The organism is Aureimonas flava, from assembly GCF_003583935.1.
Lineage (GTDB): Bacteria > Pseudomonadota > Alphaproteobacteria > Rhizobiales > Rhizobiaceae > Aureimonas > Aureimonas flava.
In genome coordinates this window covers 128,337-143,656 of the sequence record NZ_QYRN01000008.1, presented here as the reverse complement: position 1 = coordinate 143,656, position 15,320 = coordinate 128,337, and the positions used below count along the sequence as shown (strand labels likewise).

19 protein-coding genes are annotated in these 15,320 nt (G+C 71.8%); 9 read left to right on the top strand and 10 right to left on the bottom strand.

Annotated elements, in window-relative coordinates; translation table 11 throughout:
- The first annotated feature begins 72 nt into the window (after nt 1–72).
- The 8 genes from D3218_RS15615 (at nt 73) to D3218_RS15580 (ending at nt 6,899) form a co-directional block, all read left to right on the top strand.
- Nucleotides 73–993, top strand: coding sequence for a metal ABC transporter substrate-binding protein (locus D3218_RS15615; protein WP_119540999.1), 921 nt, complete (start codon nt 73–75; stop codon nt 991–993).
- Nucleotides 990–1,790 carry an ATP-binding cassette domain-containing protein gene (locus D3218_RS15610; RefSeq protein ID WP_119540998.1) on the top strand — a complete coding sequence of 267 codons (801 nt, stop codon included), beginning with the start codon at nt 990–992 and terminating at the stop codon, nt 1,788–1,790. Before D3218_RS15615 ends, D3218_RS15610 begins: the two co-directional genes overlap by 4 nt.
- A 35-nt stretch (nt 1,791–1,825) precedes the next feature.
- A complete protein-coding gene (locus D3218_RS15605; RefSeq protein ID WP_136625117.1) occupies nt 1,826–2,650 on the top strand; it encodes a metal ABC transporter permease in 825 nt (274 codons plus the stop codon).
- Nucleotides 2,647–3,489, top strand: a complete 843-nt coding sequence (locus D3218_RS15600; RefSeq protein WP_119540996.1) for a metal ABC transporter permease — start codon at nt 2,647–2,649, stop codon at nt 3,487–3,489. The genes D3218_RS15605 and D3218_RS15600 overlap by 4 nt, the downstream gene beginning before the upstream one ends.
- A 102-nt stretch (nt 3,490–3,591) precedes the next feature.
- Entirely contained in the window at nt 3,592–4,614 is a 1,023-nt protein-coding gene (locus tag D3218_RS15595; protein ID WP_119540995.1) for a LacI family DNA-binding transcriptional regulator, read from the top strand.
- 64 nt (nt 4,615–4,678) lie between these two features.
- Nucleotides 4,679–5,425, top strand: coding sequence for an SDR family NAD(P)-dependent oxidoreductase (locus tag D3218_RS15590; protein WP_119540994.1), 747 nt, complete (start codon nt 4,679–4,681; stop codon nt 5,423–5,425).
- A 13-nt stretch (nt 5,426–5,438) separates the two neighbouring features.
- Complete coding sequence (locus D3218_RS15585) at nt 5,439–6,290, top strand: fumarylacetoacetate hydrolase family protein (RefSeq protein WP_119540993.1); 852 nt, start codon at nt 5,439–5,441, stop codon at nt 6,288–6,290.
- Nucleotides 6,291–6,359: 69 nt separating this feature from the next.
- Complete coding sequence (locus D3218_RS15580) at nt 6,360–6,899, top strand: 3'-5' exonuclease (RefSeq protein ID WP_119540992.1); 540 nt, start codon at nt 6,360–6,362, stop codon at nt 6,897–6,899.
- 36 nt (nt 6,900–6,935) lie between these two features.
- Here D3218_RS15580 and D3218_RS15575 read toward each other — a convergent pair whose 3' ends face one another.
- The 3 genes from D3218_RS15575 to queF form a co-directional block, all read right to left on the bottom strand.
- On the bottom strand, nt 6,936–7,793 hold the full coding sequence (locus D3218_RS15575; protein WP_119540991.1) for a VOC family protein: 858 nt from the start codon (nt 7,791–7,793) through the stop codon (nt 6,936–6,938).
- 93 nt (nt 7,794–7,886) lie between these two features.
- Nucleotides 7,887–9,002, bottom strand: coding sequence for a 3,4-dihydroxy-2-butanone-4-phosphate synthase (gene ribB / locus D3218_RS15570; protein WP_119540990.1), 1,116 nt, complete (start codon nt 9,000–9,002; stop codon nt 7,887–7,889).
- 85 nt (nt 9,003–9,087) lie between these two features.
- On the bottom strand, nt 9,088–9,546 hold the full coding sequence (gene queF / locus D3218_RS15565) for a preQ(1) synthase (protein WP_119541077.1): 459 nt from the start codon (nt 9,544–9,546) through the stop codon (nt 9,088–9,090).
- A gap of 304 nt (nt 9,547–9,850) precedes the next feature.
- On the opposite strand from queF, the gene D3218_RS15560 reads away from it, so the two are divergent.
- Nucleotides 9,851–10,576 (top strand): TerC family protein, encoded by a 726-nt coding sequence (locus D3218_RS15560; protein WP_119540989.1) that lies wholly within the window; start codon nt 9,851–9,853, stop codon nt 10,574–10,576.
- Between the two features lie 108 nt (nt 10,577–10,684).
- Here the strand turns inward: D3218_RS15560 and yacG are convergent, their stop codons facing one another.
- From yacG to D3218_RS15530, 7 genes are all read right to left on the bottom strand, one after another.
- Nucleotides 10,685–10,879 carry a DNA gyrase inhibitor YacG gene (gene yacG / locus D3218_RS15555; protein ID WP_119540988.1) on the bottom strand — a complete coding sequence of 65 codons (195 nt, stop codon included), beginning with the start codon at nt 10,877–10,879 and terminating at the stop codon, nt 10,685–10,687.
- A 5-nt stretch (nt 10,880–10,884) separates the two neighbouring features.
- Nucleotides 10,885–11,517, bottom strand: coding sequence for a Maf family nucleotide pyrophosphatase (locus tag D3218_RS15550; protein ID WP_119540987.1), 633 nt, complete (start codon nt 11,515–11,517; stop codon nt 10,885–10,887).
- 6 nt (nt 11,518–11,523) lie between these two features.
- The gene (infA, locus tag D3218_RS15545; RefSeq protein WP_055892241.1) at nt 11,524–11,742 is read right to left on the bottom strand and encodes a translation initiation factor IF-1; all 219 of its coding nucleotides are present in this window, start codon (nt 11,740–11,742) and stop codon (nt 11,524–11,526) included.
- Nucleotides 11,743–11,912: 170 nt separating this feature from the next.
- Nucleotides 11,913–13,202 (bottom strand): UDP-N-acetylglucosamine 1-carboxyvinyltransferase, encoded by a 1,290-nt coding sequence (murA, locus tag D3218_RS15540; RefSeq protein WP_119540986.1) that lies wholly within the window; start codon nt 13,200–13,202, stop codon nt 11,913–11,915.
- Nucleotides 13,203–13,314: 112 nt separating this feature from the next.
- Nucleotides 13,315–13,473 carry a hypothetical protein gene (locus D3218_RS19825; RefSeq protein ID WP_168990551.1) on the bottom strand — a complete coding sequence of 53 codons (159 nt, stop codon included), beginning with the start codon at nt 13,471–13,473 and terminating at the stop codon, nt 13,315–13,317.
- 76 nt (nt 13,474–13,549) lie between these two features.
- A complete protein-coding gene (locus D3218_RS15535) occupies nt 13,550–14,182 on the bottom strand; it encodes a transglutaminase-like cysteine peptidase (RefSeq protein WP_119540985.1) in 633 nt (210 codons plus the stop codon).
- Between the two features lie 264 nt (nt 14,183–14,446).
- A complete protein-coding gene (locus D3218_RS15530; protein WP_119540984.1) occupies nt 14,447–15,241 on the bottom strand; it encodes an alpha/beta fold hydrolase in 795 nt (264 codons plus the stop codon).
- Nucleotides 15,242–15,320: the final 79 nt, after the last annotated feature.

Genomic DNA, 15,320 nt, shown 5'->3' with positions numbered 1-15,320 from the left:
GGGTCGCCGGAGGAAAACCGCGCGGACGCAACTTGCAAACCATTCGCAATTGCATATTTTTCCGTCCTGACGATGCCCTCCTGGAGATCCTGCGTGCCCCTTACCCGGCGAAGCTTCGCCCTTTCCGCCCTCGCGCTGGTGGCGGCGCTGGCCGCCCCCGCCGCTTCCGCCGCCGATCGGCTCAAGGTCGCCACGACCTTCACAGTGATCGCCGACATGGCGCGCAACGTCGTGGGCGACAAAGCGGAGGTGGTCTCCATCACCAAGCCGGGCGCCGAGATCCACAACTACCAGCCGACGCCGCGCGACATCCTTTCGGTGCGCGACGCCGACCTGGTGCTCTGGAACGGCCTCGGCCTCGAGCTCTGGTTCGAGCGGTTCTTCGCACAGCTCGGCGACAAGCCGTCGGCCGTGCTCACCGACGGCATCGAGCCGATCCTGATCGGGGAGGGGCCCTACGAGGGGCGGCCCAACCCTCATGCCTGGATGTCGCCGACCCTGGCGCTGCGCTACGTCGACAACATCCGCGACGCGCTCGCGGCACAGGACCCGGCCAATGCCGCGACCTACGCCGCCAATGCCGGGCGCTACAAGGGCGAGATCATGGCGAGCGTCGAACCCGCGCGCGCCGCCTTGGCCGCGCTTCCCGAAGGGCACCGCTGGCTGGTCTCCAGCGAGGGCGCCTTCTCCTACATGGCGCGCGACTTCGGCCTGCGGGAGCTCTACCTCTGGCCGATCAACGCCGACGCGCAGGGCACGCCCCAGCAGGTCCGCCGCGTGGTCGACACGGTGAAGGCCGAGGGCATCCCGGTCGTGTTCTCCGAGAGCACGGTCTCGCCCGATCCGGCCGAGCAGGTCGCCCGCGAGACCGGCGCGCGCTACGGCGGCGTCCTCTACGTCGATTCGCTGAGCGCCGAGGGCGGCCCGGTGCCGACCTATCTCGACCTCCTGCGCGTCACCACGCAGACCATCGCCGCCGGGTTCGCCCCGTGAGTGCCGCCGCGCCCGGCATCGAGGCGGCCGGCCTCACCGTGGTCTACCGCAACGGCCACGTCGCCCTGCGCGACGCCGCCTTCGCGGTTCCGCGCGGCTCGATCACGGCGCTGGTGGGCGTCAACGGCGGGGGCAAGTCCACGCTCTTCAAGTCGGTCCTCGGCCTCGTGCCCCAGTCGGCGGGCCGGGTGTCGATCCTCGGCGCGCCGGTCGCGCGGGCGCTGGCCGGCAACCGCGTCGCCTACGTGCCGCAGAGCGAGGAGATCGACTGGAACTTCCCGGTCCTGGTGGAGGACGTCGTCACCATGGGCCGCTACGGCCACATGGGCTGGCTGCGCCGTCCCAAGGCGCGGGACCGCGAGGCCGTCGCCGCCGCGCTGGCGCGCGTCGGCATGGCGGAGTTCCGCGCCCGCCAGATCGGCGAGCTGTCGGGCGGCCAGAAGAAGCGCGTCTTCCTGGCCCGCGCGCTGGCGCAGGGCGCGGAGGTGATCCTGCTCGACGAGCCCTTCACCGGAGTCGACCTGCGCACGGAGGCGGCGATCGTGGCGCTCCTGAAGGACCTGCGCCGCGAGGGGGCGGCCATGCTGGTCTCCACCCACAACCTCGCCGCCGTGCCGGACTTCTGCGACCGGGCGATCCTGGTCAACCGCACCGTTCTCGCCTCGGGGCCGACGGCGGAGGTCTTCACGCCGGCCAATCTCGAGCGCGCTTTCGGCGGGGCCCTGCGCGGCGGCCTGCCGGGCGGCGCGCCGCCCGCGGACGGCGCCGCGCCCCAGCCTGCCGGAGCCTTCGCGTGAGTGCCGCGCTGCTGGAGCCCTTCACCTACGACTACATGGCCAACGCGATCTGGGTCTCCACCCTGGTCGGCGGCGTGTGCGCCTTCCTGTCGGCCTTCGTGGTGCTCAAGGGCTGGTCGCTGATCGGCGACGCCCTGTCCCATTCCATCGTGCCGGGCGTGGCGGGCGCCTACATGCTGGGCCTGCCCTTCTCGATCGGCGCCTTCCTTTCGGGCGGCCTCGCCGCCGGCGCCATCCTCCTCGTCGCGCGCGTGTCGCGCCTCAAGGAGGACGTGGTGATCGGGCTGATCTTCACCTCGTTCTTCGGCCTCGGCCTGTTCCTGGTATCGGTGTCGCCCGTGCCGGTGGACATCCAGGCGATCGTGCTCGGCAACATCCTGGCGGTGACGCCGGGCGACACGCTCCAGCTCGCGCTGATCTCGGGCGTCACGCTGGGCGTCCTGCTTCTCACCTGGCGCAGCCTGATGGCCGTGTTCTTCGACGAGAACCACGCCCGCACGATCGGGATGCGGCCGACGCTCTGGCGCGCCCTGTTCTTCACGCTGCTCAGCGCCTCGACGGTCGCCGCCATGCAGACCGTCGGCGCCTTCCTCGTGGTCGCCGCGGTGGTGACGCCGGGCGCCACGGCCTATCTCCTGACCGACCGGTTCGGCCGGATGATCGTGCTCTCGGTCGCCATCGGCGCACTGACCAGCGGCGTGGGCGCCTATCTCAGCTATTTCCTGGACGGGGCGACCGGCGGCGTGATCGTGGTGCTGCAGACCGTCCTGTTCCTCCTCGCCTTCGTCTTCGCGCCACGCCACGGCATGCTGGCGGCGCGGCGGCGGGCGACGAAGGCGATGCGCGAGGCGATCCCGTGAGCGCGGCCGATCTCCTGTTTCCGTTCCAGATCGATTTCCTGCGCCAAGCCTTCCTGGCGGGCGCGATGATCGCGGTTCCCTGCGCTCTCCTGAGCTGCTTCCTGGTTCTGAAGGGCTGGTCGCTGATGGGCGACGCGGTGTCGCACGCCGTCCTGCCCGGCATCGTCCTCGCCTATGCCGCCGGCCTGCCGCTGGCGCTGGGCGCCTTCGCCGCCGGCCTCCTGTGCGCGTCCGGCTCGGGCTTCCTGAAGAACAACAGCCGCATCCGCCAGGACACGGCCATGGGCGTCGCCTTCGCCGGCATGTTCGCGCTCGGCATCGTGCTCCACGCCAAGGTGCGCTCGGCGCTGCACCTCGACCACATCCTGTTCGGCGACCTTCTCGGCCTCGTACCGGGCGACCTCCTGGAGATCGCGCTGATCGTCCTGCCCGTGCTCCTGTTCGTGCTCCTGTCCTGGCGCAGCCTCCTGCTGCACAGCTTCGACCCGGTGCAGGCCCGCGTCTCGGGCCTGCCGGTGCGCTTTCTGCACTACGGCCTGCTGGCGGCGCTCTCGGCGGCGATCGTCGCCTCCATGCAGGCGGTCGGGATCATCCTCGTGGTGGCGCTCCTGATCGCGCCGGGCGCCACCGCCTTCCTCCTGACCCGCTCCTTCGGATGGATGCTGCTGGTCGCGGCGCTCTTCGCCCTCGTCGCCTCGACGCTCGGCATCTACCTGTCCGTGTTCCTGGACAGCGCGCCGGCCCCGACCGTGGTGCTGGTGATGACGGCGGGCTGGGTCGGCGCGCTCCTGTTCGGTCGTCGCGCCCCGCGCGAGGCCGAGGACGCGCCGGCGACCTGACGCCCGGCCCGCCATGGGCTAGGCGCGGGCGGCAGTCCCCGGCTATGACTGGGGCGCGGGCGGCGCCCCCTTTGCGCGTCCGGGACGGAGACACGGGCACGCATGAACGCCGACAGGCAGGGCCGGGCGACGATCAAGGACGTCGCGCGCGAGGCGGGCGTCTCGGCGATGACCGTGTCCAACGTCGTCAACAACAAGACGCAGTTCGTGGGCGCGGCCGCCCGCGCGCGCGTCGAGGCCGCGATCGAGCGGCTCGGCTATCGCCGACAGGCCAGCGCGCGCAACCTGCGCGGCGCGGGCCCCCGGTCGATCGGCATGGTGATCGTGGACGAATCGCCCGCCTTCCTCGCCAATTTCTTCACCGCGCAGCTCGTGGCGGGCCTCGCCAACGTCCTCAACCGCGCCGACTGGACGCTCACCCTGTCGGGCCTCCCGCCGGACGGGCTCGCGGCCTCGGCCCTGATGCGCACCTACGACGTCGGCGGGCTCTGCGCCATGGTGTCCGGCGCCCCGGAGGCGCGGCGCGAGGTGCTGCGCCGTCTGTGCGGCCTCGGCCAGCCCGTGGTTCTGTTCCAGGAGGTGGTGGAGACCGAGGGGCTCGACCTGTGCCTGGTGCGCCAGGACGACGAAGGGGGCGGGCGGCGCGTCGGCGAGCACCTCGCCCGGCTCGGCGCGCGCTCCGTGCTCGCCATGCTGCCGCGCCAGAGCTGGCCGGCGATCGAGAACCGCCTCGCCGGCCTCGCGGCGGGGCTGGGCGGCGCCCCGCGCGCCGCGATCAGCGTCGACCACGACGACTTCTCCGCCGTGCAGGAGGCGCTGGGCGCCTGGATCGCCGCCCACGGCCTGCCCGATGCCGTATGGGGCGCCAACGACCAGATCGCCTCGGCCGCGCTCCTCCATCTTCTGGACCGGGGCGTCGCCGTGCCCGGCCGCGTGCGGGTGGTCGGCTTCAACGACTTTCCGGCCCATCGCCACGCCCGCCCGCGCCTCACCACGCTCGCTTCGCCCGCCTACGAGCTCGGCGAGCGGGCCGGCGAGGCGATGCTCCGGCGGCTCGAGGGCGGCCGGTTCGAGACGCAGGACCTGTGCCTGCCGGTCGCCTTCCTGCCGGGGGAGACGGGGTGAGGACGGCTTGCGGCGCGTTTCATGTAACGTTAAACCAGTCTTCGGACATCCTTGGGAGGGGAGCATGAACCGCATCGATCTGGAGGGGCAGGTCGCCGTGGTCACGGGCGGCGCGCAGGGGATCGGCTTCGCCGTGGCGCAGCGCCTCGTCGCCTCGGGCGCTCGCGTCAGCCTGTGGGATCTCGACGCCGCGCTTCTGGACGAGGCGCGCTCCGCGCTCGGCGAAGCCGCCTCGTCGCAGGTCGTCGACATCACCGATCTCGACGCGCTCGGCCGCGTCCACGCGGCGGTGGAACGCGAGGTCGGCCCGGTCTCGATCCTGGTCAACTCGGCCGGCATCGCCGGCAAGAACGCGACCTTGGACGAATACGACCCGGCGGAATGGCGCCGCGTCGTGGAGATCAACCTGAACGGCACCTTCTACGTCAACCGGACCGTGGTGCCGGGCATGAAGGCGCGCGGCTACGGGCGCATCGTCAACATCGCCTCGATCGCCGGCAAGGAGGGCAACCCGAACCTGTCGGCCTATTCGGCGGCCAAGGCCGGCGTGATCGGCCTCACCAAGTCGCTCGGCAAGGAGCTGGCGACATACGACATCGCGGTCAACGCGATCACCCCGGCCACGGCGCGCACGCGTATCCTCGACACGCTGACGCCCGAGTTCATCGACTACATGCTGGTGCGCATTCCGCGCGGCCGCTTCCTGGAGGTCGAGGAGGCCGCCGCCATGGTGGCCTGGCTCGTGTCCCGGGACAATTCCTTCACCACCGCCTCGGTCTTCGACCTGTCGGGCGGCCGCGCCACCTATTGAGGGGACCAACAGAATGAAGCTTCTTCGCGTCGGACAGAAGGGCCGGGAGCGGCCGGCGATCCGCCTGGAGGACGGGACGCTGCGCGACCTGTCGAGCCTGGTGGACGACATTGCCGGCGTGGCCCTTTCGGACGAGAGCCTCGCCCGCATCCGCTCGGCCGACCTCGCCGCGCTGCCGACGGTCGAGGGCGACCCGCGCATCGGCCCCTGCGTCGGGCGCGTCGGCAAGTTCATCTGCGTCGGGTTGAACTATGCCGACCACGCGGCCGAGAGCGGCATGGCGGTGCCCGCCGAGCCGGTGCTCTTCATGAAGGCGACCAGCGCCATCGTCGGGCCCAACGACGACGTGGTGATCCCGCGCAACTCCACCAAGCCGGACTGGGAGGTCGAGCTCGGCGTCGTGATCGGGCGCGAGGCGCGCTACGTGGACGAGGCCGACGCGCTGGATTTCGTGGCCGGCTACTGCGTCGTCAACGACATCTCCGAGCGCCACTTCCAGACCGAGCGCGGCGGCCAGTGGGTCAAGGGCAAGTCGGCCGACACGTTCGGCCCCATCGGCCCGTGGCTGGTGACGCGCGACGAGGTTCCCGACCCGCAGGCGCTGTCCATGTGGCTGGAGGTCGACGGCCACCGCTACCAGGACGGCTCCACGAAGACGATGGTCTTCGGGGTCGCCCATCTCGTCCACTACATCTCGCAGTTCATGAGCCTCCAGCCGGGCGACGTCATCACCACCGGCACGCCGCCGGGCGTCGGCATGGGCATCAAGCCGGAGCCGGTCTGGCTGAAGCCCGGCAACGTCATGCGCCTCGGCATCGAGGGTCTCGGCGAGCAGCGCCAGGACGTGCGCGCCTACGCCGGCTGACCGGGCCCGTAAAGGGAAGCGAAAGGGCCGGCGGAGCGATCCGCCGGCCCTTTCGTGCGTTGAGGGGGCATGATCGTCTTCCTGGACTTCGAGGCCTCGTCCCTCGCTCGCCGCAGCTTTCCCGTCGAGATCGCCTGGGTCTTCGAGACCGGCGAAGCGGAAAGCCACCTGATCCGCCCGGCCGCCGACTGGACCGACTGGGACCGCGAGGCCGAGCGCATCCACGGCATCGACCGCGCCACGCTGGAGCGCGACGGCAGGCCGCCCGAGCGCCTGGCGCGCCGGATGCTGGAGGTTCTCGAGCCGCACGCGCTGTTCGCCAGCGCCCCGTCCTGGGACGGCAAGTGGCTGAGCGTCCTCCTGCGCGGCGGCGGCCTGCCGCGCCACGCGCTGCGTCTCGCCGACACGGAGGAGGCGCGCGGGGCGGCCGTCGCCCGCCACCTCGGCCCGGAGCGCGCGGCCGAGGCGCAGGCGATCCTCCACGCGGTGGAGCGCATGGGCCGCGAGGCCGTGCCCGAGCACCGCGCGCTGCCCGACGCGCGCCGCGAGCGCGCGCTCTGGCTGGAGGCCGGCCGTCGCGCCGAGGCGGCCGCACGGAACGAGCTCTGATCGCCTGAAGGGGCGGGGGAAGGCTGCGCGAGCCCGTCAGCCCCTTCGCAGTGCGACGCCCACGCCGGACGGGTCGGTGAGGTGGATCGCCTCCCTGGCGCGGGCGGCCGTCGCCCCCGATCGCAGAACCGCCGCCTCGGCCCTTTCGAAGGCGGCCTCGTCGCGCGCCAGGATCTCGAAGCCGCGCAGGCCCGTGGCGGCCGGGTCGCGCGGCGGCGCGCCCCGGCTGTTCCAGACATTGGCGGCGACGTGGTGGTGGTAGCCGCCGCTCGACAGGAAGGCGGCGCTCGGCATCGCCTGGGTGAGCTCCAGCCCGAGGGCGTCGGTGTAGAACCGCTCCGAGAGCGCAACCGATCCGGTCTGGAGGTGGACATGGCCGACCACCGTCCCTTCGGGTGCGCCGGCATAGGCCGCGCCGCCGCCGGCGGCCAGCACGGCGTCGGCGTCCATCGGTTCGGTGACCATGCGCAGCGCGCCGCCCGAGCGCGGCCACGCGCCGGCCGGCCGGTCCGCATAGATCTCGATGCCGTTGCCTTCGGGATCGGCCAGATACACCGCCTCGCTGACGCCGTGGTCGGAGGCGCCCTGAAGGGTCACGCGCTGACCGGCGGCATGGCGCAGCCAGCGGCCGAGCGCGGCGCGGTCCGGCAGGAGGAAGGCGGTGTGGAAGAGGCCCGCCGCGCCGCGGTCGGACAGGGGCGCGCCGGGGCTCGCGACGAGTTCCAGAAGCGTGCGCGCGCCCACGCCCAGATGGATCGTGCCGCCCTCGCACCCGGTCTCGGCAAGGCCCACCACCTCGCGGTAGAACTCGGACACGCGCGCCGCGTCGCGCACCACGAGCGTCACGGTGCCGATGCGCAGCGGCGTCGGGTCGGAAAGGTCGGTCAGGCTCATGGCGGGGCTCCGGGCGAAGCCGGCGGTGCGCCGCCGGCCCCCCTCACATAGGCCACGCCCCGCCCCGCTGCCGAGAGGGCGAGCGTTGAACGGTCAGTCGTCGACGAGGATCGTGTCCGCCACCTCGATGCCGAAGCCGGTGAGGCCGACATAGGCGCGCTCGTGGGTGGCGAGCACCGAGATCGAGCGCACGCCGATGTCGCGCAGGATCTGCGCGCCGATGCCGACCTCGCGCCAGCGCTGGCGGCGCGCCTTGGCGCTGCCGTGGCGTTCGCCGTCGGCCACCGGCTCGCCGGGCGTGGGCGCGGCCTCGAACTGGTCCACCTCGGGCGTGCGCAGCAGCATCAGGATGCCCTGGCCGCGGTCGCGCAGCTTGTCCACCGCCAGCTCCACCCAGCTCGGCCGCCCGCGCACCTTGGCGAACAGGTCGCTGACCGGCTGCTCGCGGTGGATGCGCGTGGGCACCCGCTCGGCGTAGCGCACGTCGCCGAACAGGGCGACCACGTGCTGCATGTCGTCGAACGGCGTCTCGTAGACGCGCACGCGCCCCTTCAGCCCGCCGATCATCATCTCCTCCTCGCGCACGCAGGTCACGAAGCTCTCGCGCCGGATGCGGTAGGAGATCAGGTCCTCGATCGAGACGATCTTCAGCCCGTGCTCGCGGGCGAAGGGAATGAGCTCGGGCAGGCGCTTCACCGTGCCTTCGTCGTTCACCACCTCGGCCAGCACGCCGACCGGAGGCAGGCCCGCGAGCGTCGCGAGGTCGGTGCCCGCCTCCGTGTGGCCGGAGCGGGTGAGCACGCCCCCCTCGCGCGCGATCAGCGGGAACATGTGGCCGGGACGCAGGAACTCGCCGCCGGGCACGTTGTCGTTGGACAGGGCCCGGGCGGTGGCGGCGCGTTCCTCCGCCGCGATGCCCGTCGTCATGCCGACGCGGTAGTCCACCGAGACGGTGAAGGCGGTGCGCATCGGGTCGAGATTGTTGGCGACCATGGGCGGCAGGTTGAGGCGGTGCGCCCGCTCGCCCGTCATCGGCACGCACAGGATGCCGCTCGTGTGGCGGATCATGAAGGCCATCTTCTCGGGCGTCGCGCGCGCCGCGGCCATGATGAGGTCGCCCTCGTTCTCGCGATCGGTGTCGTCCACCACCACCACGAGCTCGCCCGCCGCCACGGCGGCGATCGCGTCCTCGACCTTGTCCAGTTCCATGCGGGATCCCCCTCGGGCCTTCATCCAGGCAGCGTGTAGACGGGCATCGCCTGCCGATCAACGGCGACGCTGCGTTCCCCGGCGCTCAGCCCCGTCCGCGATAGGGCGGCACGCCCTGGTCGGGCAGGAAGACGCCCTCCGGCGGCGCCCCGGTCTGCCAGAACACGTCGATCGGGATGCCGCCGCGCGGATACCAGTAGCCGCCGATGCGCAGCCAGAGCGGCCGCGTCGCCTCCACGATCCGCCGCCCCACGGTCACGGTGCAGTCCTCGTGGAAGGCTCCGTGATTGCGGAACGACACGAGGAAGAGCTTCAGCGACTTCGATTCCACCAGCCGGGCGTCGGGGGCGTAGTCGATCACCAGATGGGCGAAGTCGGGCTGGCCGGTGACCGGGCAGAGCGAGGTGAACTCGGGCGCCACGAAGCGCACGATGGCGGGCGGGCCCTCGCCGCGCGTGTAGGGGACGGTCTCGAGGACCGCCTCCTCGGGGCTGGCGGCGGGGCGCGCCTCGGCGCCGAGCTGGGTCAGGGTGGTGGTGGACATGGGCGGCTCGTTCCCGGATCGGATGCGTCGGCCGGGTGGGTAGACCGGCAGCGCGCGCGACTCAACCGTGCCGTCCATCCGTCACGCCGCTTGCAACTTTTCGTGAGGACCGCTATGGCCGAGGGGCCAGGCCGGGCCCCTCTGGCAGCCGCTCCGCGGCTGCGATGTCGGACTGGCGGACGATTTCCTCCATGCGGCGACCCGTCGCCCGCGAGCCCGTCCGCCGACTGACCCACAGCCGCGCGGTCCGCACGTCTCGCCCCTCGGGTCGCCCGTCATCCGCTGGAGCGCGGGAAAGGCCCCCATGTTCGAACTCCTCACACCCGAAGGCTGGCTGGCGCTCGGCCAGATCATCATCATGGACGTCGTCCTGGCGGGCGACAACGCGATCGTCATCGGCCTCGCCGTCGCCGGCCTCCCCGCCGACCAGCGCAAGAAGGCGATCTTCTGGGGCATCGCGGCCGCGACGCTGCTGCGCATCGCCTTCACGGTGGTCGCCACGCAACTCCTGGGCATCTTCGGCCTGCTCCTGGCCGGCGGCGTCCTCCTGCTCTGGGTCTGCTGGAAGATGTGGACCGAGCTGCGCGCGCCCGAGCACGACGAGGCCGGCGAGGCGGCGCTCGAGGGCGCGGCCGCCAAGAAGCGCAAGACGCTGGGCCAGGCGACGACGCAGATCATCCTGGCCGATGTCTCCATGTCGCTCGACAACGTGATCGCGGTGGCGGGCGCGGCCGAGGGCCATCACTGGACGCTGCTCGCCTTCGGCCTCCTCCTGTCGATCGCGCTGATGGCGGTGGCCGCCAACTTCATCGCCAAGCTTTTGAACCGCCACCGCTGGATCGCCTATGTCGGCCTTGCGGTGATCCTCTTCGTCGCGGTGGAGATGGTGCTGAAGGGCCTCGTGCAGGTCTATCCGCCGATCGGCGAGTACATCCCCTTCGCGGTGGAGGACACGGCCCATCCGGCGCTGCCCGTCGGCGCGGGGCAGGGCGGGGGCGAGCCCGCCGCGACCGCGGCGCCCGCGCAGTAGCGGCCGGTCGGTCCGCCGCTCGCCCTTCCGAGGCGGCGGACCTCCCACGAAAAAGCCGGCGGCCGCGATGCGGCACGCCGGCTTTCTTTTATGGGGATGGCCCGATCGTCAGGACCGCTCGTCGTCGCCCGGCGCGCCGCCCTCGTCGGCGGGGCCGGGGATCACGTAGGAGCCCGACAGCCAGCGGTTGAGGTCCACCGCCTTGCAGCGCGGCGAGCAGAAGGGAAAGCTCGCGCGCGCGGACGGGCGGCCGCATTCGGGGCACTTACGCGTCGGGCGGAGCCCCGTGACGGCGGCGACCATGGGTCTCAGGCGGCCGGCGCGGCGCCTGGCCGCGGCATCACGAAGCCTTCGCCCGTCAGCAGCGACAGGGTCTCGTAGAGCGGCAGGCCGACGACGTTGGAATAGGAGCCGACGAGGCGCACCACGAAGCCGCCGGCCAGGCCCTGGATGGCGTAGCCGCCGGCCTTGCCCTGCCACTCGCCGCTGTCCACGTATCGCTCGATCTCGTCGCGCGACAGGCGCTTGAAGCGGATGCGGGTTTCCACCAGCCGCTGGCGTGCCTTGCCGCCGGGTGTGACCACGCACACGCCGGTGAAGACGCGATGCGAGCGGCCCGACAGGATGCGCAGATTGGTGATCGCGTCCTCCGCGATCTCGGCCTTGGGCACGACCTGCCGGCCGAGCGAGACCACCGTGTCGGCGCCGAGCACGAACGTGCCCCCGCTCTCGCCGCGCGCGGCCAGCGCCGCGTGCGCGGCCAGGGCCTTGGCGCGCGACAGGCGCTTGGCGAGCGAGCGCGGGTGCTCGGAACGCTCCGGGGTCTCGTCGACGGCGGTGGCCAGCAGCCGCGCGGGCTCGATGCCGACCTGCTGGAGAAGCTCCAGCCGTCGCGGCGAGCCCGAGGCGAGCACCAGCGCGCTGTGCGGCACGGCCGACATCGCGGCTTACTTGAAGCGGTAGGTGATGCGGCCCTTGGTGAGGTCGTAGGGCGTCATCTCGACGAGCACCTTGTCGCCCGTCAGAACGCGGATGCGGTTCTTGCGCATCCGGCCCGCCGTGTGGGCGATGATCTCGTGGTCGTTCTCGAGCTTGATGCGGAAGGTCGCGTTGGGCAGCAGTTCGGTGACCGTGCCGGGAAACTCGAGAACTTCTTCTTTCGCCATGCGCCTATCGGGCCTCGTTGCGGGGGGGCGGACGCCGCGCGTCCTCCCTCCTGAATCTCGGTGCGCCCCGCTGGGCGACCTCGTCGTTGGGTGATTTCGTGCCCTAGATCGGATTTCGCGCGGCAAAAAGCAAGCCTTGCCGCCGTTTTAGGCCACGGGAGCGCCCCGGCTCAGCCGGAGATGCGCTCCACCTCGGCGCCGCAGGCGCCCAGCTTCTCCTCCAGGCGCTCGAAGCCGCGGTCCAGATGGTAGACGCGGTTGACCAGCGTCTCGCCCTCCGCGACGAGACCGGCGATCACCAGGCTGACCGAGGCGCGAAGGTCGGTGGCCATCACCGGAGCGCCCACGAGGCGCGGCACGCCCTCGACGCGGGCCATCTGGCCCGAGAGGGAGATCCGGGCGCCCAGGCGCGCCAGTTCCTGCACGTGCATGAAGCGGTTCTCGAAGATCGTCTCGGTGATGTGCGAGACGCCGTCCGAGCGCGTCATCAGCGCCATGAACTGGGCCTGGAGGTCGGTCGGGAAGCCGGGGAACGGGTCGGTGACGACGTCCACCGGTCGGATGCCGCCGCCGTTGCGCACGATCCGCAGGCCGCCGGACGTGTCGGTGATCTCGGCGCCCGCGTCGCCGAGCGCGGTCAGCGCGGTCTGCAGGAGGCCCGAATGCGTGCCCTCGAGCGTCACGTCGCCGCCGGTCATGGCGACCGCCATGGCGTAGGTGCCGGTCTCGATCCGGTCGGGCAGCACGCGGTGACGCGCACCCGAGAGCGCGGGGACCCCGTCGATCGTGATGGTGGCGGTGCCGGCGCCCGAGATCTTGGCGCCCATGGCGTTGAGGCAGGCGGCGAGGTCGGCCACCTCGGGCTCGCGCGCGGCGTTCTCGATCACCGTCTGCCCCTTGGCGAGCGAGGCCGCCATCATCATGACGTGCGTCGCGCCGACCGAGACCTTGGGGAAGGTGTAGCGGTTGCCGACCAGCCCGCCCTTGGCCTCGGCGACGATGTAGCCGGCGTCGATGTCGATCGTCGCGCCCAGCGCCTGAAGCCCCTCGATGAAGAGGTCCACCGGCCGCGTGCCGATGGCGCAGCCGCCGGGCAGCGAGACGCGCGCCTTGTGGCAGCGGGCGAGCAGCGGGCCGATCACCCAGAAGCTCGCGCGCATCTTGGAGACCAGCTCGTAGGGCGCGGTGGTGTCGACGATGGTGCGGGCGGTGAAGTGGATGGTGCGGCCCGAGGAGGCCTGCGTCGCCAGCCGCTTGCCCGACACGGTATAGTCGACGCCGTGGTTGCCGAGGATACGGATGAGCTGCTCGACGTCGGCCAGGTGCGGCACGTTCTCCAGCGTCAGCGTGTCGTCGGTGAGGAGCGAGGCGATCATCAGCGGCAGGGCCGCGTTCTTGGCGCCCGAGATCGGGATCGTCCCGTTGAGGGCGTTGCCGCCGCGAATGCGAATGCGATCCATGGGAAAATCCGGCGCGCTGGCCGAGCCGTGCGGTCGACGCAGTTGTGAAAGCGCGTCTCCTACACGAGCCCTCCGCCCCGATCAAATCCGGCGCGCCGGGAGCCGTGTGGGCTCAGTGCGGACGCAGCAGGACGTCGAGGCCGAACACCACCATGGCGCCGATCGCGAGCTTCCAGAAGTCGCCGCGCCGCCGGAGGCCCGGCAGGCCCAGCGGGCGGACGATCTGGAGCGCCATCGCCAGCACGATCAGAAAGGAGAAGAGCTTGCTCATCGGGCCGTCCATAGCCCAAGGGCGACGCGCTGTCCCGCACCCGATCCCGAGCCCCGCGCGGCGGGACGCGAGCGGCTCAGCGCGAGACCGAGCTCACCAGCGGCTCGGGCGCGCTCTCGATCTCCAGCCATTCGCCGGCGTTGCGCGGCGACTGCCGCTTCACGAAGCGGTAGGGCACCTCGTTCCAGCGGCGCACCCGCCAGTCGAGATTGTCCAGCACGAAGTCGCCGGACATGGTCCGCAGGGTGAGGATGGCGTGGCCCGTCCCGTCGGTCTTGTTCACCACCGTCAGCAGGAGGTCGGACAGGGGGATGCCGGCCGCGTGGAGCCGCGCGCGCTTCAGGAGGGCGTAGTCCTCGCAGTCGCCCTGGGTGGTGGGGATCGCCCAGAACTCCTCCTGGCCGTAGAGGACCTGATCGCTGACCGGCTCGATCTCGGCGTTCACCGCCGTGTTGATGCGCGCCACGGTGGCCATCAGCGCGTCGTCCAGCACCGGAGGCGGCCGGTCGGCGTTCGCCGTCGGCCCGCACTCCTCGGGCTGGCGCAGGCAGAAGGCGCGATGGCCGAAGGGCTGCTTGATCGGGCCGCCCACCAGCATCGCGTCGCCGTGCCCCGACCTGTCCGAGTGCACTGCGGCATCGGCCGCGAGGGTGGCGGCGGATTGCAGGCACAAAGCGACCGTCACGCCGAGAAAGCGCCGAAAAATCATCACGATCTCCGTCGAACGAGCGACCCGTCCTCGCTCGGGGAGTATCGTGTGTGCAGTGCCGAATGCTGTCAATCACCCAAAACGCGCAGGCAAGGTAGGCGGCAGCCTGGAGGCGGCAAGGGACGGGCGGGGAAAATTCCGCCCTCGTCCTTCAAACCCGCCAAACCGGGGCTTTGCGCTGGGTGGCGGGCGCCGTCTTGCCGCTGTTGCGCAAACGTCACGCGTTTGTCGCGGAATGGCCGCGGGGCCGCCGGGGCGCCTTCTTCAGGCGCTCGCGGCGCCTTCCCCTAGCAGCGCGAGCACCGCCCGTTCCATGCGCTGGAGGTCCTCCGGCCGCGACAGGCGGTGGTCGCCGTCCTTCACCAGGGTCAGCGTGACGCCGGCGGAGGGCAGGAGCGAGACGAGTTCCAGCGCGTGGGCGTGGGGCACGTCGGGATCCTCCATGCCCTGGATCACGTGCACCGGCAGGTCGAGCGCGATCGGCCCTGTCATCACGGCGGCCGCCGCCCCGTCCTCGATCAGCCGGCGCGTGTAGACCGTGGGCTGGTCGGAATAGGGCGAGGGTTCCGCGATGAAGCCGTCGCGCGCCAGCGCGGCGCGATCCTGCGCCGTCAGTCGCGGCTCCACGAGGCGGGTGGTGAAGTCCGGCGCCGGCGCCAGCAGGAGCAGGCAGCGGACGCGGCCGGGCAGGCGCTGGGCGAGGCGCAGGGCGATCCAGGCGCCCATCGACGAGCCGACCAGGAGGAGCGGCCCGCGCGTGCGCGCCGCGATCATCGCCGCCGCGTCCTCGGTCCAGCCGGAGATCGTGCCGTCCTCGAAGCGGCCCTCGGACCCGCCGTGCCCCGAATAGTCGAAGCGCAGGAAGGGCAGGCCTTCGCGTTCGCACAGCGCCGACAGGACCTCGGCCTTGGTGCCGCGCATGTCCGAGCGGAAGCCGCCGAGCCAGACGAGCGTCGGCCCCTCGTCTCGCCCCTCGACCGCGAGATAGGCGAGGCGCTCGCCCGAATGGGGCACGGTCTCGAAGCGGGGCGGCGTCGGGGTGGGGGGTGCCTCGGTCATCGGGCCTCCATGGCGCGGGTGTGGCGGGATTCCGGCCTTTTTTCTCGCTCCCGGCGTGAAATCGAAGCCGGAGCGTGCT